The organism is Nitrobacter sp. (assembly GCF_047149785.1).
Lineage (GTDB): Bacteria > Pseudomonadota > Alphaproteobacteria > Rhizobiales > Xanthobacteraceae > Nitrobacter.
The window spans coordinates 2,235,903-2,257,253 of the sequence record NZ_BAAGBE010000001.1 but is presented as its reverse complement, the minus strand read 5'-3'; the positions used below and the strand labels follow the sequence as shown (position 1 = coordinate 2,257,253).

General features: G+C 63.1%; 24 protein-coding genes and 1 pseudogene. 10 read left to right on the top strand and 15 right to left on the bottom strand.

The features are described 5' to 3' along the window. Positions 1-9: 9 nt before the first annotated feature. The 7 genes from puhA to hemA all read left to right on the top strand — a co-directional run bounded on the left by puhA (position 10) and on the right by hemA (position 5,554). Positions 10-786, top strand: a complete 777-nt coding sequence (puhA, locus tag ACMDCM_RS10415) for a photosynthetic reaction center subunit H (protein ID WP_412773492.1) — start codon at positions 10-12, stop codon at positions 784-786. Further along, positions 783-1,430, top strand: coding sequence for a photosynthetic complex putative assembly protein PuhB (puhB, locus tag ACMDCM_RS10410; protein ID WP_412773491.1), 648 nt, complete (start codon positions 783-785; stop codon positions 1,428-1,430). Before puhA ends, puhB begins: the two co-directional genes overlap by 4 nt. 74 nt (positions 1,431-1,504) lie before the next feature. After that, complete coding sequence (gene puhC, locus ACMDCM_RS10405) at positions 1,505-1,942, top strand: photosynthetic complex assembly protein PuhC (RefSeq protein ID WP_412773490.1); 438 nt, start codon at positions 1,505-1,507, stop codon at positions 1,940-1,942. Next, entirely contained in the window at positions 1,939-2,244 is a 306-nt protein-coding gene (locus ACMDCM_RS10400; protein WP_412773489.1) for a hypothetical protein, read from the top strand. The genes puhC and ACMDCM_RS10400 overlap by 4 nt, the downstream gene beginning before the upstream one ends. Next, positions 2,241-3,308, top strand: a complete 1,068-nt coding sequence (gene acsF / locus ACMDCM_RS10395) for a magnesium-protoporphyrin IX monomethyl ester (oxidative) cyclase (protein WP_412773488.1) — start codon at positions 2,241-2,243, stop codon at positions 3,306-3,308. Before ACMDCM_RS10400 ends, acsF begins: the two co-directional genes overlap by 4 nt. A 12-nt stretch (positions 3,309-3,320) precedes the next feature. Further along, a complete protein-coding gene (puhE, locus tag ACMDCM_RS10390; RefSeq protein WP_412773487.1) occupies positions 3,321-4,346 on the top strand; it encodes a putative photosynthetic complex assembly protein PuhE in 1,026 nt (341 codons plus the stop codon). Then, a complete protein-coding gene (hemA, locus tag ACMDCM_RS10385) occupies positions 4,343-5,554 on the top strand; it encodes a 5-aminolevulinate synthase (protein WP_412773486.1) in 1,212 nt (403 codons plus the stop codon). Before puhE ends, hemA begins: the two co-directional genes overlap by 4 nt. 524 nt (positions 5,555-6,078) lie before the next feature. On the opposite strand, the gene ACMDCM_RS10380 is transcribed toward hemA, so the two are convergent. From ACMDCM_RS10380 to soxX, 8 genes are all read right to left on the bottom strand, one after another. Further along, positions 6,079-6,531 carry a DsrE family protein gene (locus ACMDCM_RS10380; protein WP_412773485.1) on the bottom strand — a complete coding sequence of 151 codons (453 nt, stop codon included), beginning with the start codon at positions 6,529-6,531 and terminating at the stop codon, positions 6,079-6,081. Between the two features lie 8 nt (positions 6,532-6,539). Then, positions 6,540-6,935 carry a DsrE family protein gene (locus tag ACMDCM_RS10375; RefSeq protein ID WP_412774724.1) on the bottom strand — a complete coding sequence of 132 codons (396 nt, stop codon included), beginning with the start codon at positions 6,933-6,935 and terminating at the stop codon, positions 6,540-6,542. A gap of 65 nt (positions 6,936-7,000) precedes the next feature. Next, positions 7,001-8,740, bottom strand: a complete 1,740-nt coding sequence (soxB, locus tag ACMDCM_RS10370; RefSeq protein WP_412773484.1) for a thiosulfohydrolase SoxB — start codon at positions 8,738-8,740, stop codon at positions 7,001-7,003. A gap of 248 nt (positions 8,741-8,988) precedes the next feature. Beyond that, positions 8,989-9,315, bottom strand: a complete 327-nt coding sequence (locus tag ACMDCM_RS10365) for a hypothetical protein (RefSeq protein ID WP_412773483.1) — start codon at positions 9,313-9,315, stop codon at positions 8,989-8,991. Further along, a complete protein-coding gene (gene soxA / locus ACMDCM_RS10360; RefSeq protein ID WP_412773482.1) occupies positions 9,312-10,172 on the bottom strand; it encodes a sulfur oxidation c-type cytochrome SoxA in 861 nt (286 codons plus the stop codon). The genes ACMDCM_RS10365 and soxA overlap by 4 nt, the downstream gene beginning before the upstream one ends. Before the next feature lie 29 nt (positions 10,173-10,201). Continuing rightward, positions 10,202-10,513: a thiosulfate oxidation carrier complex protein SoxZ gene (gene soxZ, locus ACMDCM_RS10355; protein WP_412773481.1), complete on the bottom strand. Its 312-nt coding sequence runs from the start codon at positions 10,511-10,513 to the stop codon at positions 10,202-10,204. Positions 10,514-10,540: 27 nt separating this feature from the next. Next, on the bottom strand, positions 10,541-11,038 hold the full coding sequence (soxY, locus tag ACMDCM_RS10350; RefSeq protein ID WP_412773480.1) for a thiosulfate oxidation carrier protein SoxY: 498 nt from the start codon (positions 11,036-11,038) through the stop codon (positions 10,541-10,543). Between the two features lie 25 nt (positions 11,039-11,063). Beyond that, a complete protein-coding gene (gene soxX / locus ACMDCM_RS10345; RefSeq protein WP_412773479.1) occupies positions 11,064-11,429 on the bottom strand; it encodes a sulfur oxidation c-type cytochrome SoxX in 366 nt (121 codons plus the stop codon). A gap of 153 nt (positions 11,430-11,582) precedes the next feature. Here soxX and ACMDCM_RS10340 point away from each other — a divergent pair, with 153 nt between their 5' ends. Continuing rightward, complete coding sequence (locus ACMDCM_RS10340) at positions 11,583-12,263, top strand: DUF938 domain-containing protein (RefSeq protein WP_412773478.1); 681 nt, start codon at positions 11,583-11,585, stop codon at positions 12,261-12,263. A 12-nt stretch (positions 12,264-12,275) separates the two neighbouring features. On the opposite strand, the gene ACMDCM_RS10335 is transcribed toward ACMDCM_RS10340, so the two are convergent. The 7 genes and pseudogenes from ACMDCM_RS10335 to phaR all read right to left on the bottom strand — a co-directional run bounded on the left by ACMDCM_RS10335 (position 12,276) and on the right by phaR (position 18,850). Further along, positions 12,276-13,313, bottom strand: a complete 1,038-nt coding sequence (locus tag ACMDCM_RS10335) for an amino acid ABC transporter substrate-binding protein (protein WP_412773477.1) — start codon at positions 13,311-13,313, stop codon at positions 12,276-12,278. A 58-nt stretch (positions 13,314-13,371) separates the two neighbouring features. Then, the gene (locus tag ACMDCM_RS10330; protein WP_412773476.1) at positions 13,372-13,971 is read right to left on the bottom strand and encodes a L,D-transpeptidase; all 600 of its coding nucleotides are present in this window, start codon (positions 13,969-13,971) and stop codon (positions 13,372-13,374) included. Positions 13,972-14,296: 325 nt separating this feature from the next. Next, on the bottom strand, positions 14,297-14,908 hold the full coding sequence (locus ACMDCM_RS10325) for a sigma-70 family RNA polymerase sigma factor (RefSeq protein ID WP_412773475.1): 612 nt from the start codon (positions 14,906-14,908) through the stop codon (positions 14,297-14,299). A 400-nt stretch (positions 14,909-15,308) separates the two neighbouring features. Continuing rightward, positions 15,309-16,052 carry a response regulator gene (locus tag ACMDCM_RS10320; protein ID WP_412773474.1) on the bottom strand — a complete coding sequence of 248 codons (744 nt, stop codon included), beginning with the start codon at positions 16,050-16,052 and terminating at the stop codon, positions 15,309-15,311. 1 nt (position 16,053) lies between these two features. Then, positions 16,054-17,796: an ATP-binding response regulator gene (locus ACMDCM_RS10315; protein ID WP_412773473.1), complete on the bottom strand. Its 1,743-nt coding sequence runs from the start codon at positions 17,794-17,796 to the stop codon at positions 16,054-16,056. Then, a pseudogene (locus ACMDCM_RS10310) lies at positions 17,766-18,153 on the bottom strand (ATP-binding protein); the annotation flags it as partial. The gene ACMDCM_RS10315 and the pseudogene ACMDCM_RS10310, both read right to left, overlap by 31 nt. A 100-nt stretch (positions 18,154-18,253) precedes the next feature. After that, on the bottom strand, positions 18,254-18,850 hold the full coding sequence (gene phaR, locus ACMDCM_RS10305) for a polyhydroxyalkanoate synthesis repressor PhaR (RefSeq protein WP_412773472.1): 597 nt from the start codon (positions 18,848-18,850) through the stop codon (positions 18,254-18,256). A 291-nt stretch (positions 18,851-19,141) separates the two neighbouring features. Here phaR and ACMDCM_RS10300 point away from each other — a divergent pair, with 291 nt between their 5' ends. Together ACMDCM_RS10300 and phbB are read left to right on the top strand one after the other, a co-directional pair. Beyond that, complete coding sequence (locus tag ACMDCM_RS10300) at positions 19,142-20,320, top strand: acetyl-CoA C-acetyltransferase (protein WP_412773471.1); 1,179 nt, start codon at positions 19,142-19,144, stop codon at positions 20,318-20,320. 147 nt (positions 20,321-20,467) lie between these two features. After that, positions 20,468-21,193, top strand: coding sequence for an acetoacetyl-CoA reductase (gene phbB, locus ACMDCM_RS10295; protein ID WP_412773470.1), 726 nt, complete (start codon positions 20,468-20,470; stop codon positions 21,191-21,193). Positions 21,194-21,351 lie beyond the last annotated feature (158 nt).

Here is a 21,351-nt window from a genome sequence, read left to right as displayed (position 1 = left end):
GAGGACGCCATGCATACGGAATTGACAGCTAGAATGGACGTCGCGCAGATCGCGCTTTACGCGTTCTGGATTTTCTTCGCCGGTCTGATTTTCTATTTGCGGCGCGAGGACAAGCGGGAAGGCTATCCGCTGTTGTATGAGGACGACGGCAGCCGCAGCAGCGTCGGCTTCCCGGCCTTTCCGGGCATGAAGCGTTATCTGCTGCGCGGTGGGCATACCGCCACCGTTCCGAACTGGCAGAACGACCGGCGCGATGCGCCCGTGACGCCGGCCGCGCCATGGCCCGGCTCGCCCTATGTGCCGACCGGAAATCCGATGCTCGACGGCGTCGGGCCCGCGTCCTACGCCGATCGCGAGGACGTCCCGGAGCTGACGATGGGCGGAGTTCCGGCCATCGTTCCGTTGCGCGCCGACAGCTCGATCACGATCGAGCAGCGCGACCCCGATCCGCGCGGCATGGAGGTGTTCGGGGCCGACGGCGAGGTCGGCGGCGTCGTCCGCGACGTCTGGGTCGATCGCGCCGAAATGCTGATCCGTTATCTCGAGGTCGAGGTGAGTGGCGTGGCCGACCGTCATGTGCTGCTGCCGATGACGATGGCGCGCATCAAGAGGAAATGGAAAGGCCACCACGTGGCGGTGCAGGCGGTGCTCGGCCGGCAGTTCGCCGATGCGCCGCTGCTCGCCAATCCCGACCAGGTGACCAAGCGCGAGGAGGACAGGATCGTCGGTTATTTCGGCGGCGGCAATCTTTACGCCACCGCCGCGAGACAGGAGCCTCTGCTATGAGCGCCGCAGGTCGTTTCGAGGAACTGTGCCTGCCCAAGGGCGAGCACCTGATCTGGCAGGGAAGGCCGGAGGCGCGGTCATTGGCGCTTCGCGTTTTTCATGTCCGTCTCGTCGCGCTTTACTTCGCGCTGCTGCTGGTCGCCCGGCTGGCGATCGGCTGGTCCGTTGGACAGCCGTGGCTGGGGGCCGTCGCCGGGACGGCGCGTCTGGGCCTTCCGCTCGCCGTCGCCATGGTTCTGCTCGGAGGACTCGCGTTTCTCTACAGCCGGACCACGCGCTACAGCCTGACCAACAACCGGGTGCTGCTGCAATTCGGCGCGGTGCTGCCGATGACGCTCAACATCCCCCTCAAGCAGGTCGCGAGCGCAGCCTTGAGGGAATATGACGACGGCAGCGGCGATCTGCCCTTTTCCGTCGTCAGCGAACAGCGGCTGTCCTATCTGCTGCTGTGGCCGCATGCGCGGCCATGGCGGCTCAACGGCGTCGAGCCGATGCTTCGCTGCGTGCCGGATGCGCGGAATGTGGCGGATCTGATTACGGCGGCGCTTGCGGCATCGTCGACGCCGGCGCCCGAACCTGTCGTCACGGCGCTGCCGGCGCCGCAGACGGTGCGGCTGGTGCCAGTCGTCGCCACCGCGGCGTAAGGGAGGAGGCGATGAACCAAACGGTTACCAGTCGAGCGGTTACCAGTCGAACCTCAGCCAATCGAGCCGATCGAATGGTGCCCCGTGGCGCGCTGATCGGCGCCGCGGCGCTGATCATCTTCTCCATCGTCGCGGCCAGCGTCGGCCGGCTCACGGGCATCGGCACGGTCCGCGCGAACTACACCGGTACGGTGTGGGCCATGAGCTTCCGTTTCGAGGACCGGCCCGACGGCGGCATCAACGTGGTCGCGCCGGAAAGCGGCGCGACCATCGGCGTGTTGCCTGCCGGCAGCGACGGCTTCGTTCGCACCGTGCTGCGCAGTCTGGCCTTCGACCGCGAGCGCCAGGGCGTGGGCGCGGCGGGGCCGGCCTTCGTCATTTCCAAATGGTCTGACGGTCATACGACCATCGACGACCCGGCGACGAACCGCCGGGTCGATCTGGCGGCATTCGGCGCCGGCAACATGCAGAGCTTTGAAAAGGTGATCGCCATGCGAGGTGACAAGCCGTGAATGGACGCCGGAAAACCGGGCCGCGTCATTTCGACGTCGGCTGCACGATCGAAATCGAGCAGACCGCCGAGAGCCTGCACGCTCATGTCAGCCTGGACGGCGACGTGGAGATCGGCCCCGGTGACGAGGTCACGGTCCACGGCGCGCCGGTGTCGATCGCCTTCGGCGAGTGCGTCAGCCTGCGTCGCACGGCGACCGTGGTGCGGGCCGGCGCATGGAAACGGCTGCTGGCGCATGTCGGCGGCTATCTCGAACTCACCGAACTCTACGAAGTCAGTTTCTCCGACGGGAGGGCATCATGATATCGATCGAAGGCGGTATGCCCGCATCATCATCGAGCACCGACATGGCGCGCGAGGACACCATCCTCAGCCCGCGCTTCTACACCACCGACTTCGACGCCATGGACCGCCTGAACGTCGATCTCGTCCGCGCCGAATGGAACGCGATAATCTCGGACCTGCGGGCGGATTTCAACCGGCGGCATTTCGTCAAGACGGACGAATTCGAGAAAGGCCTCGACGATCTGCCGGACGACCTGCGCAAGGAATTCAAGGATTTCCTCGTCAGTTCGCTCACCGCCGAATTTTCCGGCTGCGTGCTTTACGCGGAGATCAAGAAGCGGATCAGGAATCCCGATATCCGCGAACTCTTCACCTACATGAGTCGCGACGAGGCGCGCCATGCCGGCTTCATCAACGAGATCCTGAAGGATCACGGCATCGGGGTCGATCTCAGCTTCCTGACCAAGGTGAAGAAGTACACCTACTTCAGGCCGAAGTTCATTTTCTATGCGACATATCTGTCGGAGAAGATCGGCTACGCGCGCTACATCACGATCTACCGGCAGATGGAGCGCCATCCGGAGCGCCAGTTCCATCCGATCTTCCGCTGGTTCGAGCGCTGGTGCAACGACGAATTCCGGCACGGCGAAGCCTTCGCGCTGCTGATGCGGGCCGATCCCGGGCTGCTGCAAGGCCACAACAAGCTCTGGATCAAGTTCTTCCTGCTCGCGGTGTTCGCGACCATGTATGTGCGCGATCATATGCGGCCCGCATTCCATCGGGCGCTCGGCATGGACCCGACCGATTACGACATGCGGGTATTCCGGATCACCTCGGAAATCTCGCGCCAGGTATTCCCGGTGGTGCTCGATATTGACGATCCGCGCTTTCTCGCGGGACTCGAAAAGCTTCGCAAGGTTGCCGAGGCGATCGCCGACGCCAAGGCGCGCAGCGGTTTCTCCGCGCGCATGAAGCGTGCGGTCCTGCCGCTCAAGGCGGCGGCGGCCTTTGCGCGGCTTTTCCTGCTTCCGGTCAAGAAGAACAAGCTGCCTCGGGACGTCAGACTTCAACCCGCCTGGTGATGGAGTCCGGCCATGGGCGCGCTCGCGATCGCAATCCCCTACGTTCTCTTCGTCTGGTGGTTCAGCACGGGCAGCGTCCTGCTTCTGGTCGGCTTGTCGGCGCGCCACGGCGTGCTCCTGAAAACCGGGGCCACGGCATTGTTCGTCGCCTCGCTCGCCGGGATATGGGCCAGCAGCCAGGTGACCGGCGCGGCCGGTGCCTATTGCGTGTTCACCTGCGCCATCCTGCTGTGGGGCGCGATCGAGATATCGTTTTTGAGCGGCTGGATCACCGGTCCGCGGCCGCAGCCGTGCCCGCGCGATTGCGCTGCTGTCGATCGCTTCTGGTTTGCGTTGCAGGCGATCGCCTATCACGAGCTTGCGCTTGTCGTGACGGCCGGTCTGGTTTTTGCGGTGACGGCCGGCGCGCCAAATCAACTTGGCTTGTGGACGTTCGCCGCGCTGCTGGTGCTGCGGCAGAGCGCGAAGGTCAATCTGTTTCTCGGCGTGCGCACCCTGAACGACGAACTTCTGCCGGAGCACGTCGCGTTCCTGCGAAGTTACTTCACCCGCAAGCCGATCAATACGCTGTTCCCGTTTTCGGTGACGCTGGCGACGGCGGCCGCCGCGATTCTTGCCGTCACCGCGATCGGCGTGAAATCGGAGTTCGCGACGCTCGATTGCTCGCTGCTGGCAGTGCTGGTAGCGCTCGGCGCGCTCGAACACTGGTTCATGATTCTGCCGATGCCCGTTGTCGATCTGTGGCGCTGGTCGATTCGCTCGCCGGCGCCGGCGCCAGCGAGCACCGTGCCCGCCGCACGACCGTCGCTGTCGGTTATTTCGGGCGCTGCCGGGCCCAAGCCGCCCGTTGTGCAAATGAACGCGGCGGCTCTGTCGCGGCAGCGACTCGAAGATGAGTTCCGCCAATCCTATCACGCGCAAGCCTGTGACCCGCGGCATGACGCCACGACGACCAAGCTCGGCGGCCTGAACGTGTCGACCGGCGCAACAAGATTTTCGACCGGAATCAGCCGGACCGCAGACGGGAGGACAACATGAATTACGAAGACTATTTCAATCGCCAGCTCGATGGTCTTCGCCGCGAGGGGCGGTATCGGGTCTTCGCCGATCTCGAGCGTCAGGCCGGGGCGTTCCCCAAGGCCACACATCACAACCCGTCCGGCATCAGCGACGTGACGGTCTGGTGTTCGAACGATTATCTCGGCATGGGTCAGCATCCGAAAGTGCTCGCGGCGATGCATGAGGCGCTCGACAAATGCGGCGCCGGTGCCGGAGGCACCCGCAACATCGCCGGAACCAATCACTATCACGTTCTACTCGAGCGCGAGTTGGCTGATCTTCATGGCAAGCAGGCGGCCCTGCTGTTCAATTCCGGCTATGTGTCCAACTGGACCACGCTCAGCACCCTGGCGTCGCGCATGCCGGGCTGCGTCATCCTCTCGGACCAGTTGAACCATGCCTCGATGATCGAGGGAATGAAGCACAGCCGTTGTGAAACGCGCGTCTTCCGCCACAATGACGTCGCGGACCTGAAGCGAAAGCTGTCCGACCTCGACCGCAACGCGCCCAAGCTCGTCGCATTCGAGTCGGTCTATTCGATGGACGGCGATATCGCGCCGATCGCCGACATCTGCGATGTCGCGGACGAGCATGGCGCGATGACCTATCTCGACGAGGTGCATGCCGTCGGCCTCTACGGCGCGCGCGGCGGCGGCATTTCGGATCGGGACGGCCTCAACGCGCGCCTCACCGTGATCGAGGGGACGCTTGCCAAGGCGTTCGGCGTGATCGGCGGCTACATCACCGGCTCGCATGTCATCTGCGACTTCGTGCGCAGCTTTGCCTCGGGCTTCATTTTCTCCAGCGCCCTGCCGCCGGCGGTCGCGGCCGGGGCGTTGACCAGCATCCGCCATCTGAAGATGAGTTCTTACGAGCGTGAGCGCCACCAGGACCGCGTCGCCACCGTGCGGCGCCGGCTGGACGAGGCGGGCGTGCAGCATCTCGACAACCCCAGCCATATCGTGCCGGTGATGGTGCGCGATCCCGTCCTGTGCAAGGAGATCAGCGATATTCTGCTCGCGCGGTATGGAATCTATGTCCAGCCTATCAACTATCCGACGGTGGCGCGTGGCACCGAGCGTTTGCGCATCACGCCGTCGCCGCATCATTCGGACGACGACATCTCGGCTTTGGTCGGGGCGCTGTCCGAGATATGGGCCGAGGTCGGACTGGCCAAGGCGGCGTGAGCTGCGGTGCGAGCGATGTGACGGCGCGCGCCCATCGCGTGACGTCTGACGGGTAGCACGGGGCGATCCGTGCGAGATGATCGTCGGTTCGCACCGAAATCGCAGCGTCCGGAGCGCTTTCGAGCGAAGTGGAATCCGGTTCGCGTGAAGAAAACGCGTCAAATCAAAAGCCAGAGTCCTTCATCGTTTCCATGAAACGGTGAAGGACCTGGAGCCTTTCCGCTTCTGATGGAATCAGAAGCGGGGCTCTATGTTTTTGCATTCCGGTCCGTCGCGGCAGAGCACAAGCCGCTCGCCGCTTTATTTGCCTTCCGAGACGGTTGTCAGCACGTCCCGCGCGGCGTGTGCAACTGCTCCTTCATTGAGTCCATCACGCCGTCCGATCTTCGCGACGGAGTCGAAATATCCAGCCGACTTTCGGGATGAGCGATTGGCTCAATCGTCTGTTCAAAATCAGCAAGAGGTCAGTCGGGACTGGGTTGGGAGGCTCTGCGCTTTCGTGGGGACGACATCAGGTGTCGGAGTTACGGCCTCACATAACTCCAGCCCTGCTCCTGCAACTCCATCAGCCGCACCATGCCCAAGGGCACGACGGTCGTTCCGGGCAACAACTCAAGCGGATGGCCTTCCTTCTTCTCCATGCTCTCCTTGGTGTTGTTGCAGGCCGAGAACTGGATTTTGCTGGGGGGCGGGATCTTGATGAGGTGTTTGATGCGCTCCTTCACCGGCGAGGTATCTTCGCGCAGCATGTGCAGGCCCGGTCCGCATGCCATGATTTCGACGACCACCGCCTGGTTTATGCTCCGATAATATGCAACCACGTCGGTGGCATTGGTCAACGCGAAGTCCATGGTCTGCCGATCGTTCTGGTCGACCTGGATCACAAGATGATGCTGAATTCCGGCGGCGGAACCATACGAGGTGAACGCGAGCAGCAGGCCCGCGGCGGCGACAAGACGACGAAGAAATCGGCGCATGGAATCTCCTATGGTCTGACCAGCGTATAGCCATTTTCCGTAAGCGACAGGATGTGTCCGACACCGACCTGAACCGGCGTTGCGGACGGGATGATGGCCGGCCGCTTGCCCGTCGTGCGCTCGATGGTGTCGAGCGTATTCACGCAGACGTCGAACCTGACGCCCTGCGCGATCAGGCTCTCGACGCGGACCCGGCTGGCGCTCTCCGTCCGCAGCAGATCGATGCCCGGACCGAACGCCACCACCTCGATGGCGATCCTGTCGGGGGCGTAGGCCTTGATCAGGTTGTTGGCGACGCTGAGAACGAGGCTCTGTTTTTTCGGATCGCCGTCGGACAACTGCAGGACGACGCGATGTTCGGCGAAGGGTTTGTCGGGCAGCGGGGCAGGCTGGGCCCGCAGCATGCGCGGAAGCAGCGTCAGCGCAACCGCCGCTGTTGCGATCGCGCCTCTTCGTGTCAGCATGTCGGTCATTCTGCCAGACCCGGATTGCCTTCGACGCCTTTTAACGTCACGCTATCGCGGCCGGCACCGCTTGTCATGCGCTTATGCAGATGCTTGGCGAAGACGTCCCAGACCGGCGCGCCGTCCTGCTTGTTGACCGAAGCCCAGCCGGCAACCTTGTAGCTTTTGCCGGCCTCGAGCGGACGTCCGTTCTCCAGCTTCAGCTCCGAGATACGATGGCCGACGCTCGAAGCAGGCGTGCAGGTATACGACAGGCCGCCGACGCGAACCATGTCGCCGCCCTGCTGGTAATAGGGATCCGGATTGAAGAGGTTGTCGCAGACGTCTTCCAGAACGTCCTTGATCTGGCCGCCGGTCATGCTCTGAACGTAGGTCTCGGGATAGGTGCAGGCGGTCTGCGCGAGCACGTCTTCCATCGTCACGCCCTGTCCGGGCAGCACGCTGGTGCCCCAGCGGAAGCCCGGCGACAAGGCGATCTCGGCGTCGAACGCCTCGTGCAAGGCGCCGCAGATCAACGTGTCGATGGTGCCGTTGAAATTGCCGCGGCGGTACAGCAGGCGGTCCGCGGCCGCGATCTTCTCGGCGAAGACCGCCTCATGCGGTGCGCGCATTGTCCCGATCAGAGCCTGCATCGCAGGATCGGGCTTGAGCAACTCGGAAAACACCGGCAGAAGCCGGTAGCGGACGTCGCGCACCTTGCCTTTGGCGAGGTCGAGGTCGAGCACGCCGAGGAATTTTCCGTTCGAGCCGGCATTGGTGACGAGGGTCGTGCCGCCGGCGTTGCTGACGGGGACCGGCCGTGGCACCGCATCATGGGTATGGCCGCCCAGGATGACGTCGATGCCACTGACCCGGCTTGCAAGCTTGAGATCGACGTCCATGCCGTTGTGCGACAGCAGAACGACCGCATCCACCCTGTCGGCATCGCGCAGCGATCGCACCAGTTCCTGCAGCTCCTCCTCGCGAATGCCGAAGCTCCAGTCCGGCGTGAAGCGCTTCGGATGCGCGACCGGCACATAGGGAAACGCCTGGCCGACCACCGCGACGCGATGGCCGCCGATCTCCCTGATCGTCGCCGGCTTGAACACGCGGCCCGAAGCGGCGTCGAAAGCCGGCGCGTCATTGAACGCGGCCTCCTCGGTGAGAAAAACGTTCTGCGCCAGGAATTCGCCCTTGAAGCGGGAGAGGTTGTCGCGCAGCGTTGTTTCGCCGTAGGTGAATTCCCAGTGGCCGGTCATCGCTTCGATGCCGAGCAGATTGGCGGCATCCACCATGTCGGCGCCGCGCATGGTATTGGCGAGGCCGGAGCCTTGCCATAGATCGCCGCCGTCGACCAGTAGCGAGTTGTTCGCTCCCGCCTCGCCGCGCAGCCGGTCGATCAGCGTCTTGAGGTGAGCGAAGCCGCCGAGCCTGCCGAAGCGCGCGGCCGCCTTCTCGAAATCCAGGCAGGTGAAGGCATGGGCGTCGGCGCTGCCGGCCTTGATCTGGAATCGGTCGAGGAAAGCATGGCCGACCAGATGCGGAGGATGTCCCTGCATCGGCCCGATTCCAAGATTGACGCTCGGCTCGCGGTAGAATACCGGCAACAGTTGCGCATGGGTGTCGGTCATGTGCAGGATGCGGGCGTTGCCGAAGCCCGCAAGCTCATACACCGCCGGATCGTCGGCCGCGCGAGCGATGCGTGGCAGCGCGCCGGACAGGCCAGCGGCCCCGGCGGCTTTCAGAAGGTCGCGACGGCGGAGCATGCGATGAATCCGTCTGTTGCGGCGCTCCATCCTCTCAAGAACGGTACTCACGCCGAGGGAAGGCGGGACGCCTTCCGACCTGATCTTCCGGTGTATCGTTGCGAGGCCGGGACAAACGGGCGCCGTCAAGCAAAGCGACGAAGCGATCCAGCTTCTTCGGGACCTCCGGAACGTCACGCGCAAATGGTGGGGACAATTTTGTCGCGCGCTCGCAATGACAGTTCGATCTGATCCCGTCCCGCGCCCGGTTAGCGAATCTCCATTTTCCTCCAGGCGTCCTTTTGCTCGTTGAACTGGTAGATCGCGGCCTTTGACAACGTTTCGGATTTCTTCGATGCAGCGACCGCCTTGTCGAAATCGCCAGCCTCCGCGGCCGCCTTGGCATCCTTCAACGCCTTGACCGCAGTGGTCCATTGGTTGCGAAGCTGGCTGGCCTGGTTGTTGGCAGCTTCGGCCGCGGCATAGGCCGCCTTGTAGTCGGCTTCGGTGTTTGCGGCATGAGCGGATGTCGTTACGACGACCAGCGTCATTGAAATCGCAACGAGGGCTGGGAGATGCATCACGCTCGTGCTCATGGCCGCGCTCCCGGACCCGAAATCGGCAGGCCGTTGCTGACATAGGACAGATAGTATTCGAGATCGCGGTATTCGTCGTCCTGCGGCGTCAGCGGCACCGCGCGCACCTGGCTGTTGCAAGATGTGAAGCGGCGGCTGGTCGTGCCCATGCCGCCCCACGCGGAGCGGTAGATCGGCATCGCGTTGAGAATGCCGAGCGCGGGCGCGAGAACCTCGGCCCGGATCCGGTCGCCCGGTAGCTGCACATGGCAGGTCGCGCAGGAGAAATTGAGTTGCCCCCGCCGCGTGTAGAAGTAGCGCTTGCCGTTCTCATAGGCTGCGAGCGCCCGCGGATCTTTCGGAATCTTGATGTTGAACGGCTTGCCGCGCGAGGTGAAGGCCATATACGCCGTCACCGACGCCATGTCGTCCTTGGTGTAGGAGAGGGGCTTTTCGCCGTTGTTCTCAAGACACTGGTTCACCGCGAGTTCGAGCGTGACGACTTTGCCCTGCTTTTCGTCGAAATAGGGATAGTTCTGCCGGATGCCGATGCCTTTGTGGGGGAAACAGTCCGCGAACGTCTTGCCGTTCTTGAACGGTTTCTCGAACAGTTCCTTGCCGGCGGCCAGCGCGAATTCGTAAGGCGGAAATTCCTCCTTTTCCCTCCACTGCTTGTAGAGGCCCTGGTCCATCGAATAGGGCCCGTTGACGAAATCCTTCAGCTTCAGCTTGGGAAACTTGTCGGTGAAGTATTTCTGGAATGCCTTGAGGTCGGCCTGCGGATTGGTCTTTTCGGTCGCGTGGGATATCTGCGCGCCTGCGCATGTCAGCGCCGTCAGCATCAGTCCGGTCGCCACCGAGCGGAAAGTCAATCGCATGTCCGTTCTCCGCCTGTCGCGCGCCGCCATTACTGAATCGTCGCCGTGGAAGAGTCGGAGGCGCCCTTGTTATCGACCCAGCTAATCTTGAGGTCATCGCCCTTTTTGCCGCCCTTGAAACTGAACTTCACGTAAGGGTCCTTGGAGACCGCCGGTCCCCAGTCGGCGATGAAAACCTGCTTGCCGCCGTGTTCGAAGGTCAGTTGCTGAATGAAGTGCGGCGGGATCAGCTCGCCCGCGGAATTCTTGGCGAAGCCCGAATCCATCGGGTGCTGGATCAGCGCCTGGACCTCGGTGGTGTCGCCACTCGACCTTGCGCGGATGCGGATTGTCGATGCCATGACTGTCTTCCCTTGACGTTTCGCCCACTAGCCGCCGCAGCCGCCGATGGTGACCTTGACTTCCTTGCTGGCGCTATAAAGCTTGCCGCCGGATTCCACGACGGCGATGACGTTGCTGGTCTTCGCCATCTTCAGGCGGTTGGCGACGCTCGGCATCGTTCCGGCCGGGATGCGGTACGACGCGGCGAGAGCGTTCGGATTTTCCGCAACCAGAAGCGAGATCGACGTCACGTCGGGCAGGCTCGTGGTAACCGAAATCGGAACGACCGCGCCATTCTCGGCGATCTCCGGCGCGTCCATCCTGACCTTGTCGGATTTCTCCGCGGTCCTGCCGTAGAGCGCCTGAATTGCGCCCTCAGCTCCCTTTACCTTGAAAGCCGCGTCGGGATATTTGTCGTTGGCGGCTGCGAGCGCAGGCGCAAGCCCGAAGCGGATGCCGGCTAGGCCTGCCAGCGCAACGACGGCCGTGCCTTTCAAAATCTGCCGCCGCGTCTCATCAACGCTGCCAAGTCGTGAATGGATCATTCAGCTCTCCTTTAGGCCGGCAGGGTCACAGCGTTTGCAGGTAGTCGACAACCGCATCGATTTCCTTGTCGGTGAGGATGTGGTTTCGACCGAATGGCGGCATGACCGTGAGGGGATTTCGCTTGGTCTCGTCGGTGATGATCTCGACCAGGTCGGCGCGGTTCGGATATTTTTTCTTGATGTCTGTGAGGGCCGGTCCGACATTGCCGGCCATTCCGCCGCCCTTGATCTCATGGCAGGTCAGGCAGTTGCCCTTGCTGCGATCGAATGCAAGCTTCTGCCCTTCGTCGGCGGCCGACTGCGCGCGCGCCGGGCAAGGCCCGACGGTCGCGGCGAGCAGCAAGGCGGTCGCCAGCGCAGGCAGGAGGACGGGTTTCTTCAAAGAGATCATCGTCAAAGGCGATTCCTGCGGCTACGATATTGCGGTTGCGTCCTGATCGGCGTCAGCCGGGGCAGGGGCATAGCCCCCATCGGACTTAATTTTCACATCCTCGGCCTTTGCACAAGCGCTCATGCCGGCAGAATGAAGGAAGGATGTCCGGCCATGACAGGCTATACCGTCGAATTCGGCAAGAACGGCCGGCGCGTGGAATCGGACGACCGGCTCGACGCGGCCGCGTTTCACCGCAACCACGCCGCGATCTGGGCGGTGCTCGAAAAATTCCTGCGCGGCAAGACCGGCGACGTTGCCGAGGCCGGCAGCGGCACCGGCCAGCATGTGGTTTTCTTCGCGCGGCAAACGCCGGGGATCACATGGTGGCCGAGCGATCTCAATGACAATCATCTGCGCAGTATCGCAGCCTGGATCGCTCACGAACAACTCGCCAACGTCCGCCGACCGCTGCGGACCGACCTGTCGAGCCCGGATTGGTTCGCCGAGGCGAGCGACGGCCCGGGACCCGGCGCCCTGCTGGCAGTGTTCTGCGCCAATGTGATTCATATCGCGCCGTGGCGCGTCGCCGAGGGCCTGATCGCGGGCGCGGCACGCTACCTGCGCCCGGACGGACGGCTGTTTCTCTACGGGCCGTTCAAGCGCGGCGGCCGGCACACCGCGCCGAGCAACGCGGCGTTCGACGCCAGCCTGCGCGACCATGATCCCGAATGGGGCGTGCGCGATGTCGATGAGGTGACGGCGCTGGCGCGGCGCAACGGCCTGACGCTCACGGAGATTGTCGAGATGCCGGCCAACAATCTGATCCTGGCGTTCGGACGACATGCAGGATGACCGTTGCGCCCGCTATCGCAGCGGCGGGGCGTACATGATGCCGCCGGCGTTCCAGAGCTGGTTGAGGCCGCGCGGAATCTTCAGCTTTGAGTCGGCGCCGACGTTGCGGTCGTAGACCTCGCCGTAGTTGCCGACGTGGCGGATGATGCGCGCCGCCCAGTCCTTGGTCAGCCCGAGATCCTCGCCGTACTCGCCCTCGGTGCCGACCAGCCGCATCACGTCGGGCCTCGTCGACTTCATCGCCTCGTCGATGTTCTTCGAGGTGACGCCGAGTTCCTCGGCGTTGATCATCGCGTAGAGCGTCCACTTGACGATCATCATCCAGTCGTCGTCGCGCTGGCGGACGACCGGCGCCAGCGGCTCCTTCGAGATGACGTCAGGCAGGATGAAACTCTCATTCGGCTTGGTCAACCGCAGGCGCAGGGCATAAAGCTGGGAAACATCGGCGGTCAGCACATCGCATTTGGCCTCGTCATAGGCCTTCAGCGTATCCTCCAGTTTCTTGAACTTCATCTCCTCGTATTTCAGGTTGTTGGCCTTGAAATAGTCCGCGAGGTTGAGTCTCGTGGTCGTGCCGTCCTGCACACAGATCTTCGTGCCGCCGAGGTCGAGCGCCGAGGCGGCCTTGCGCGAGGTGCGCAACATGAATCCTTCGCCGTCGTAGTAAGCGACCGCCGGGAAATAGAGATCGTAGTTGGTTTCGCGCGACATGCTCCAGGTCGAGTTGCGGGCGAGGATATCGATCTTGCGGCTCTGCAATTCCTTGAAGCTTTCGTTGGCGTCGAGCGGGACGAACTTCACCTTGGTCGGATCATCGAAGATGGCGGCGGCGACGGCGCGGCAGAAATCGACGTCGAAGCCCGACCAGTTGCCCTTCTCATCCAAATTGGAAAATCCGGGCAGACCGGTATTGACGCCGCAAAACACGGCGTCGCGCCGGAGCGTTCGTTTCAGTGTTTTGGTGTCGTAGCGCTCGTAGGTGATCGCCATCGCCGCAATGGCGGTCGCGATGGCGAGGCCTATCAGGAGACCGCTTCGGAATGTCCGCATGGATAGCCCTCTCGCAATAGCGGGAAAATCGATCTGGCGCGAATGACGTACTGATAAGCTAAAGCTTGGGTTTTTGCCGCACGATCACGCGCGTGCCGACCGGAACGCGATCGTAGAGATCGGCGACGTCGGCGTTGACCAGACGGAAACAGCCCGAAGAGATCGCGGTGCCGATCGTATCGGGACGGTTGGTGCCATGGATGCGATACACCGTCGTGCCGAGATACATCGCGCGCGCGCCGAGCGGATTGCCGGGGCCGCCCGCCATGAAGCGCGGCAGGTAAGGCTGGCGCGCGATCATTTCCGGGGGCGGGGTCCAGTCGGGCCATTCCGCCTTGCGCGTGATGTTGAGAATACCCTGCCACTGAAAACCTTCGCGTCCGACGCCGATGCCGTAACGGATCGCGCGACCGTTGCCCTGAATGAGATAAAGATGGCGTTCCGCGGTCTGGATGATGATGGTGCCGGGCGGTTCGGTGGTCCGGTAGAGCACCACCTGCTTGCGGTATTCCGGGTCGAGCTGGAAGGAATCGTCGGCGATCAGGCCGGGCTCGTCGCCGACATCGGGCCGCGGCTGCTGCGCAAAGCCATGCGTGGCTGAAAACAGCAGACAAGCCGCGGCAGAAACCGCCAGGGTCAGGTCCCGAAACCCGATCATCGCTTGTTCTCCTCGCTGAAAAGGCGGATGCCTGCCGCCAGCGTCTTCGCCAATCGTATACAGCACAAAATCATGCGGCATAAAATCTCAGCGGCGGCGCGATGGCAAGCGACCGCGAGCGCCGGCTGGAAATCCTAAAGTTTTCAGGAAATGGCGCCGCGACGCGGGCGGCGGCGGTTCTGAACGTTCCGGGAGCTTGCATCGGGGCCGGATCGTCGCGCGACAAGCCATCCTGTCGCTTCGCCATGGCGCCGGCCCGAACGTCAGGCCGCCTGGAGATGAGCTATCCGGCCCGCCAAGGATTTGGGCCGAAAGGACATGACGATCAGGCCGCGAGGCTTGCGACGCCTGCGCCCTTCAGGAGTTCGGCAAGCTGCTTGCGTGCATAGAACATGCGAGTCTTCACCGTGCTCTGTGGAATGCCGATGATCACGCCGGCCTCTTCGACTGTTTTCTCATGATAATAGACGAGGTGGATGATCTCGCGATGGGCCGGCGACAGCTTGGCGATGCAGGCACGCAGAATGGCGCTGACGTTGCTGCGGTCGAGCGACGCCTCCGGGGTATCCGCGCCGTCGGCGATCTCGCGAACGTTCTCCTGGTCGATATCCTCGTGGCGACGCTGGCGCATCGCGGTCAGCGCCTTGAAGCGGGCGATCGAGAGCAGCCAGGTCGACACCCGCGAACGGCCTTCGAACTGGTCGGCGATACGCCACACGTCAAGAAATACCTGGCTGACGATGTCTTCCGCCACCGTCGCGTCGCGAAGGCTGCGCAGCACGAAACGATAGACCCGCACGTTATGGCGCAAGTAGAGGGTGTGCATCGCCGTGCGGTCGCCGTTGGCAATTTGCTCAAGCAGCATCTCGTCCGAGGTCGCCTGGGCAGCGATAATGCCTCGGCGGGCGGCTGCGTTGATCGCAATGACGTTACGCATGACGGGCTCCCCTTATATTTGTTGGGTAGATTTTTAGCCGGTCACGGTTTCAGGACGTCTGCACGCCAAGCGGAAAATGGTTTCGCGAGCAATGAAATGTTTCGTCCCCACCGCCGGCGACGAAACATCGATGGTAAAACTCCAGCACATAGTCCGCCAAAGCGGATCACGGTTTCGCGGTCAGAATATGCGTAAGTTATTGATTAAGCGTATCTTCTTCACGCCAAACGGATTCCGCCCGGATGGAGAATTGCCCCGATCGCCCGAGCGTTATTAAACCTTGGTCGTGCTGTTAGACTTTAGCCGTAGAGAACCCGCTTTGCGGCGTTCCAACAGGGGTTCTGTCGAGATTGGAGAGAACCGTAATCCACATGTCGCAAATCCACACGTCGCGCCGGGCTTAGGTTTTGTTGTCGCCGGCGGGCGAAAACAGGTAGCCACCTCCACGGATGGTCCGGATCACGGCCGGCTTCGCCGGATCTGACTCGATCTTGCGACGGATCCGCATGATGCGCAGATCGATCGCGCGATCGAAGGCTTCGCTGTCGCGGGCATTGGCCAGTTCCAGCAGCCGTTCGCGCGACAGAACCCGCTTCGGGTTGGCGGCGAACACTTTCAACAGGCTGAATTCCGACGCTGTAAGCGGATGTTCGTTGCCTTCGTCGTCGCGCAAGGCCTGGGCGTCGAGATCCAGCCATTTGGTGCCGAAGCGAACGAGCCGCCCGGCCGCGGGCTTTCCGGCGACGGCGTCCGGCAGCGCGGCCCCCGTCTTCGGCGCGCTTCGCCGCAGCACGGAACGGATACGCGCCATCAGTTCGCGCAGCTCACAGGGCTTTGCCACGTAGTCGTCGGCGCCGAGTTCGAGGCCGACCACCCGGTCGATCGGACTGGCCGTCGCCGTCAGCATGATCACGGGCACGTTGGTGCGGCTCTTGAGGTCGCGAATGATCGAGAGGCCGTCTTCTTCCGGCATGTTCAGGTCGAGGACAACGAGATCGGGCGTTGCAGCGCCGATGGCTTCGCGCAGGCTCTTGCCGCCGTCGCATAGCGTGATGGCGAAGCCATGCATCCTGAGATAGTCGCCGACCATTTCGCGCGCGGGCGCCTCGTCGTCGACAACGATGATATGCGGGTTTTGGCTCATGTCAGGCTGTCGCCGGCAGGATAATGGTGAAGGTCGATCCCTGGCCGGGGCCGCTGCTGTCGGCGTTGATCTGGCCGTCATGCATTTCGACGATCCGTTTCACGATGGAGAGGCCGAGGCCGGTGGAGCTTTCGCCGGCGGTCGGCTTTGCGGACAGTCGCTGGAAACGGCCGAACAGCCGCCCCAGGTCCTCCGGCGACAGGCCGGCGCCCTCGTCGGTGACGCGAATGATGGTGTGCTCCGCGTCGTGGTCGACCAGCACCGTGATCCTGCCGCCGACCGGAGTGTATTTGATGGCGTTGCTGACGAGATTGTCGATCGCCTCGCGCATCCGATCCTGGTCGCACATCGTGATGCGTCCGGTGGGCGCCGAGACGGCGATGGTCTGCTGCTTGTTGATTGCGGACGGCTGGTTGGCGTCGGAGACCTCGGCGACCAGCGCCGCGACATCGACCGGCTCGCGCCGGATGGTGATATCGAAGGCGTCGGCCATGGCGTCGGAAATCAGATGATCGACCATCGTGATCAGGCGCTTGGTGGCGTCGCGAATATGATCGATTTGCGAGGTGACGGTATCTCTCGGCGAATCGGTTCCGATAAGCTCGGCAAGCATTTCGGTACGGCCAAAAATGACGCCAAGGGGATTTTTCAGGTCGTGCGCAACGGTCCCGAGAATCTCGTTCTTGAATCCGTTGGCTCGCTGCAGCCGCAGCCATTGCGCGGACAGCCTGCGATTGGCCTGCATCAACGCGCGGGTGCGTTGCGCGACCCGGTCCTCGAGCTGCGCATTGGCGTCCTGCAATTGCTGGTAAAGGATCACATTGTCGAACGCGATCGACAGCCGGCTGCCGAAGATTTCAACCAGCGAGCGGTCGGTATCCGACAGGTCGCGCTCAGCCTGCAGCAGCACCACGACCTCGCGGCCGCTGCCGGTGCGAACATAGAGTACGGAGCGGTGATCGACGAATTCGTGCTTGCGCCGCTTGAGGGCGGCCTCGACCGTCTGTTTGAGATCGGAATCGAGCGATTCCTGTCCCGTCGCGCCGATGAAGCGCCTGTAGCAGCCGGATCCCGCCAGCACGGCAAAATTGTCATCGTCCGCGCCGCTGTCGCGCAGCACCAGAATGCCGGCGCAGTCCACGTTCAAGAGCGAGGCAATCTGCGTCAGAACGCCTTCGGCCAGACGCTGCATCGACTTGAAGTCGTAGAGGGTCGAGGCGGCGTCGATGATGATCTCGAGGCCGCGGCGGGTCTGCACCATGCGCTCGAGCTGCTGATAGCTGCGCAGCGCCGCGGTCAGCGAGGTGAACAGCTTGTCGGCGGTGAGTTCGGTCTTCGCCTTGTAGTCGTTGATGTCGTAGTCGACGATGACGCGGCGCTCCGGCGCTTGTCCTGGCTGCCCGGTGCGCAGGATGATCCGCACGGTTTCGTTCTTGAGGTCGTTGCGGATGAACTCGACGAGATCGAGGCCGGCGGCATCGGTCTCCATGATGACGTCGAGCAACACCGCGGCGATGTCGGGATGCGCGCGCATCAGCTCGCGTCCTTCGGTAGCGGAATAGGCCGACAGGATCTCCAGGGTCTGGCCGTTGAGGCTGTAGTCGCTCAACGCGAAACGCGTGCCCTCATGCACGGCCCGATCGTCGTCGATCACGGCGATCTTCCATTTGCGCACCGTCGAGGCTTCCGGGCGGTCGACGTCGGAATCGTCGATCAGATGGAGGACGTCATCCTGGTCGGCCATGGCGTGGTCTCGCTGTCTGTTTCATCCTTGCTTGCTTTGTCCCTGCCTGCGCCGCCGACGGCGCACGCCGCATGATAATGCGAAAACTCGTGCTTTGTCCCGGTCCCGGGTCCACCATCACCCCGGCCGCCGAGCCGCTGGGTGACAAGGTTGTGGACGATATGAAGGCCAAGGCCGGTGCCGCCCTTGTTGCGGCGCCTGGTGAAGGACGGATCGAAGGCCCGCCGCCGGACGTCCGGCGTCATGCCGACGCCATTGTCGGCAAAAACGATCTCGATGTCATCCTTGGCGCTGGTCTCGCCGCGATGGAAATCGTGCCGGACCGTCCGTCCCGAACGCGCGATTGACGACGGTGAGGGGACGGCATCGCGGCAGGTTCGCACGACCTCCTCGAGCTGCGCCGCTTCAGCGGCAATGTCCGTGAGAGAGCAGCGCGCGTATCCCGGGCGCCGCGAGTCTACTCCTTCTTCGGCTCTTTCGACATCCGTTCGAGGCGGTCCTGCATCTCTTTCATCTGGCGGCGAAGATCGTCGATATTGTCGCCGTCGCTCGGGACATCGGGCGTCTTCTCCGGCTCGGGAGCGCCGCCGCCGGCGCGCGGCGGCACGAACGGCTTGAACATCGCGAAGGTGCGCTCGAACAGCTCCATGTTGCGGCGGACATGCTCCTCGAGCGGCGCGAAAGGGGTGCCGCTGAAGGTGCTGGTCATCTGCTTGCGAAACTTCTCCTGCTCCTGGGTGAGCATGTCGATCGAGCGTTCGAGATATTTCGGCACCACCATCTGCATGCTGTCGCCGTAGAAGCGGATCAGTTGCCGCAGGAACGTGGTCGGGAGCAGATTCTGTCCGGCCTTGTTTTCTTGCTCGAAGATGATCTGCGCCAGCACCGAACGGGTGATGTCGTCGCCGGTCTTGGCGTCGAAGACGAGGAAGTCCTCGCCCTGCTTGACCATCGCCGCGAGATCTTCGAGCGTCACATAGGTGCTGGTTCCGGTATTGTAGAGCCTCCGGTTCGCATATTTCTTGATGGTCGTCGGTGTCTCTGATTTCGCCATAGGTCCCATACGCCCATACCGAGGACAACAACCCCACCGGCGCCACGATGGGGTTAACAAGCAACGCATTTGCAGCAAAGTAAGCACTTTCGGCAGGCTTCGGCTACCGTTTTATGAAGGACAGTTAATTCCAAGGCATAGAGACTGCTCAGGAATATGGTCGGGCGCGACTTCTGGCCGATTGACACACTCTCGTGAGGTCAACAGGGTAAACGTGTGCCACGGGTTGCCGGCGCGGCAACCATCATCAAATATTTAGCTACCCAGTCGCTCAAGCTCCAGGAGATGTCCATGTCAGACGATGTCGTCATCGTCAGCGCCGCCCGTACCCCGGTGGGAAGTTTCAACGGTGCGTTCGCCACCATGCCCGCCCATAATCTCGGCGCCATTGCGATCAAGGCCGCGCTGGAGCGGGCCGGGGTCGAGCCGGCTCGGGTCTCCGAGGTCATCATGGGTCAGATTTTGACCGCCGCGCAGGGCCAGAATCCGGCGCGGCAGGCGTCGATCGCCGCCGGCATTCCGGTGGAAAGCCCCGCCTGGGGCGTCAACCAGCTCTGCGGTTCGGGGCTCCGCACAATCGCGCTCGGCTATCAGGCCATCCTCAACGGCGACTCCGAGGTCGTGGTCGCCGGCGGACAGGAGTCGATGAGCATGGCGCCGCATGCGCAGTATTTGCGCGGCGGCGTGAAGATGGGCGGCGTTGAGCTGATCGACACCATGATCAAGGACGGCCTGTGGGATGCGTTCAACGGCTACCACATGGGCACCACCGCCGAGAATGTCGCCCGCCAGTATCAGATCACCCGCCAGCAGCAGGACGAATTCGCCGCCGGTTCTCAGAACAAGGCGGAAGCGGCGCAGAAGGCGGGCCGGTTCAAGGACGAGATCGTGCCGGTCACGGTCAAGAGCCGCAAGGGCGACACCGTCGTCGATACGGACGAATATCCGAAGGCCGGCGTGACGGTCGAATCGATCGCCAAGCTGCGCCCGGCCTTCGAGAAGGACGGCACGGTCACGGCGGCGAACGCATCCGGCATCAACGACGGCGCGGCTGCGGTGGTGCTGATGTCGGCCGGGCAGGCGGCGAAAGAGGGCAGGACCCCGCTTGCCCGCATCGTCTCCTGGGCCCATGCCGGCGTCGACCCGAAGATCATGGGCACCGGCCCGATCCCGGCCTCGCGCGCCGCGCTGAAGAAGGCCGGCTGGACCATCGGCGACCTCGACCTGATCGAGGCCAATGAAGCCTTCGCCGCCCAGGCCTGCGCGGTCAACAAGGACCTCGGCTGGGATACCTCGAAGGTCAATGTCAACGGCGGCGCCATCGCCATCGGACACCCGGTCGGCGCGTCGGGCGCGCGCGTGCTGGTGACGCTGCTGCACGAAATGCAGAAGCGTGACGCCAGGAAGGGCCTCGCCACGCTGTGTATCGGCGGCGGCATGGGCATCGCCATGTGCGTCGAGCGCGGCTGAGCGGGGCGGCGGACGCTTCAAAATGACATCACGTCACCGCAGATGATTCGACAACGGAATGCCCGGTCACAAGCCGGGCATTTTTATCGGAAAAGCTCTTACCTACCGCCGTAACGATTCCGGTTTGCTCTCAGGGAGGACGACGCAATGGCACGAGTGGCACTGGTGACGGGAGGAACGCGGGGCATCGGCGGCGCGATCAGCAAGGCGCTGAAAGCGGCGGGATATGCGGTCGCTGCGAGTTATGCGGGCAACGATGCTGCGGCCGAGAAGTTCAAGACCGAGACAGGCATCCCCGTCTACAGGTGGGACGTCGCCTCGTTTGAGGCCTGCACTGAGGGCGTCAGGAAAGTCGAGGCGGAACTCGGTCCCGTCGAGGTGCTCGTCAACAATGCCGGCATCACCAGGGACGGCGCTTTCCACAAGATGACGCTCGAGCAATGGAGCGCCGTCATCAACACCAATCTCGGTTCGCTGTTCAACATGACGCGCCCGGTGATCGAGGGCATGCGCACGCGCAAGTTCGGCCGCATCATCAATATTTCCTCGATCAACGGCCAGAAAGGTCAGTTCGGACAGGTGAACTACTCTGCGGCGAAAGCCGGCGACATCGGCTTCACCAAGGCCCTGGCGCTGGAAAACGCCAAGACTGGAATCACCGTGAACGCGATCTGCCCGGGCTACATCAACACCGAGATGGTGCAGGCGGTGCCGAAAGACGTCGTCGAGAAAAGCATCCTGCCGCAAATCCCCGCGAGCCGCCTCGGCGAGCCCGAGGAGATCGCGCGCGCGGTGGTGTTCCTCGCCTCCGACGGCGCCGGTTTCATCACCGGATCGACATTGAGCATCAATGGCGGGCAGTATTGCGCGTAGGCAGATTGTCGTGGGCGATTGAGCCCCCCACAAAAGAGCCGTCATGGCCGGGCTCGACCCGGCCATCCACGTTTTTGACGTTGCGACGCATGAAAGACGTGGATGCCCCGCACAATCGGCCTGTGCCCGGGCCGGCGAAGCCGGACCCGAGTGCCGGG

What these genes read in the sequence shown, in the direction of transcription:
- puhA (WP_412773492.1), top strand. Translation starts at nt 10, where the DNA reads ATGCATACGGAATTGACAGCTAGAATGGACGTCGCGCAGATCGCGCTT.
- puhB (WP_412773491.1), top strand. Translation starts at nt 783, where the DNA reads ATGAGCGCCGCAGGTCGTTTCGAGGAACTGTGCCTGCCCAAGGGCGAG.
- puhC (WP_412773490.1), top strand. Translation starts at nt 1,505, where the DNA reads ATGGTGCCCCGTGGCGCGCTGATCGGCGCCGCGGCGCTGATCATCTTC.
- acsF (WP_412773488.1), top strand. Translation starts at nt 2,241, where the DNA reads ATGATATCGATCGAAGGCGGTATGCCCGCATCATCATCGAGCACCGAC.
- puhE (WP_412773487.1), top strand. Translation starts at nt 3,321, where the DNA reads ATGGGCGCGCTCGCGATCGCAATCCCCTACGTTCTCTTCGTCTGGTGG.
- hemA (WP_412773486.1), top strand. Translation starts at nt 4,343, where the DNA reads ATGAATTACGAAGACTATTTCAATCGCCAGCTCGATGGTCTTCGCCGC.
- ACMDCM_RS10380 (WP_412773485.1), bottom strand. Translation starts at nt 6,531, where the DNA reads ATGCGCCGATTTCTTCGTCGTCTTGTCGCCGCCGCGGGCCTGCTGCTC.
- ACMDCM_RS10375 (WP_412774724.1), bottom strand. Translation starts at nt 6,935, where the DNA reads ATGCTGCGGGCCCAGCCTGCCCCGCTGCCCGACAAACCCTTCGCCGAA.
- soxB (WP_412773484.1), bottom strand. Translation starts at nt 8,740, where the DNA reads ATGCTCCGCCGTCGCGACCTTCTGAAAGCCGCCGGGGCCGCTGGCCTG.
- ACMDCM_RS10365 (WP_412773483.1), bottom strand. Translation starts at nt 9,315, where the DNA reads ATGAGCACGAGCGTGATGCATCTCCCAGCCCTCGTTGCGATTTCAATG.
- soxA (WP_412773482.1), bottom strand. Translation starts at nt 10,172, where the DNA reads ATGCGATTGACTTTCCGCTCGGTGGCGACCGGACTGATGCTGACGGCG.
- soxZ (WP_412773481.1), bottom strand. Translation starts at nt 10,513, where the DNA reads ATGGCATCGACAATCCGCATCCGCGCAAGGTCGAGTGGCGACACCACC.
- soxY (WP_412773480.1), bottom strand. Translation starts at nt 11,038, where the DNA reads ATGATCCATTCACGACTTGGCAGCGTTGATGAGACGCGGCGGCAGATT.
- soxX (WP_412773479.1), bottom strand. Translation starts at nt 11,429, where the DNA reads ATGATCTCTTTGAAGAAACCCGTCCTCCTGCCTGCGCTGGCGACCGCC.
- ACMDCM_RS10340 (WP_412773478.1), top strand. Translation starts at nt 11,583, where the DNA reads ATGACAGGCTATACCGTCGAATTCGGCAAGAACGGCCGGCGCGTGGAA.
- ACMDCM_RS10335 (WP_412773477.1), bottom strand. Translation starts at nt 13,313, where the DNA reads ATGCGGACATTCCGAAGCGGTCTCCTGATAGGCCTCGCCATCGCGACC.
- ACMDCM_RS10330 (WP_412773476.1), bottom strand. Translation starts at nt 13,971, where the DNA reads ATGATCGGGTTTCGGGACCTGACCCTGGCGGTTTCTGCCGCGGCTTGT.
- ACMDCM_RS10325 (WP_412773475.1), bottom strand. Translation starts at nt 14,908, where the DNA reads ATGCGTAACGTCATTGCGATCAACGCAGCCGCCCGCCGAGGCATTATC.
- ACMDCM_RS10320 (WP_412773474.1), bottom strand. Translation starts at nt 16,052, where the DNA reads ATGAGCCAAAACCCGCATATCATCGTTGTCGACGACGAGGCGCCCGCG.
- ACMDCM_RS10315 (WP_412773473.1), bottom strand. Translation starts at nt 17,796, where the DNA reads ATGGCCGACCAGGATGACGTCCTCCATCTGATCGACGATTCCGACGTC.
- phaR (WP_412773472.1), bottom strand. Translation starts at nt 18,850, where the DNA reads ATGGCGAAATCAGAGACACCGACGACCATCAAGAAATATGCGAACCGG.
- ACMDCM_RS10300 (WP_412773471.1), top strand. Translation starts at nt 19,142, where the DNA reads ATGTCAGACGATGTCGTCATCGTCAGCGCCGCCCGTACCCCGGTGGGA.
- phbB (WP_412773470.1), top strand. Translation starts at nt 20,468, where the DNA reads ATGGCACGAGTGGCACTGGTGACGGGAGGAACGCGGGGCATCGGCGGC.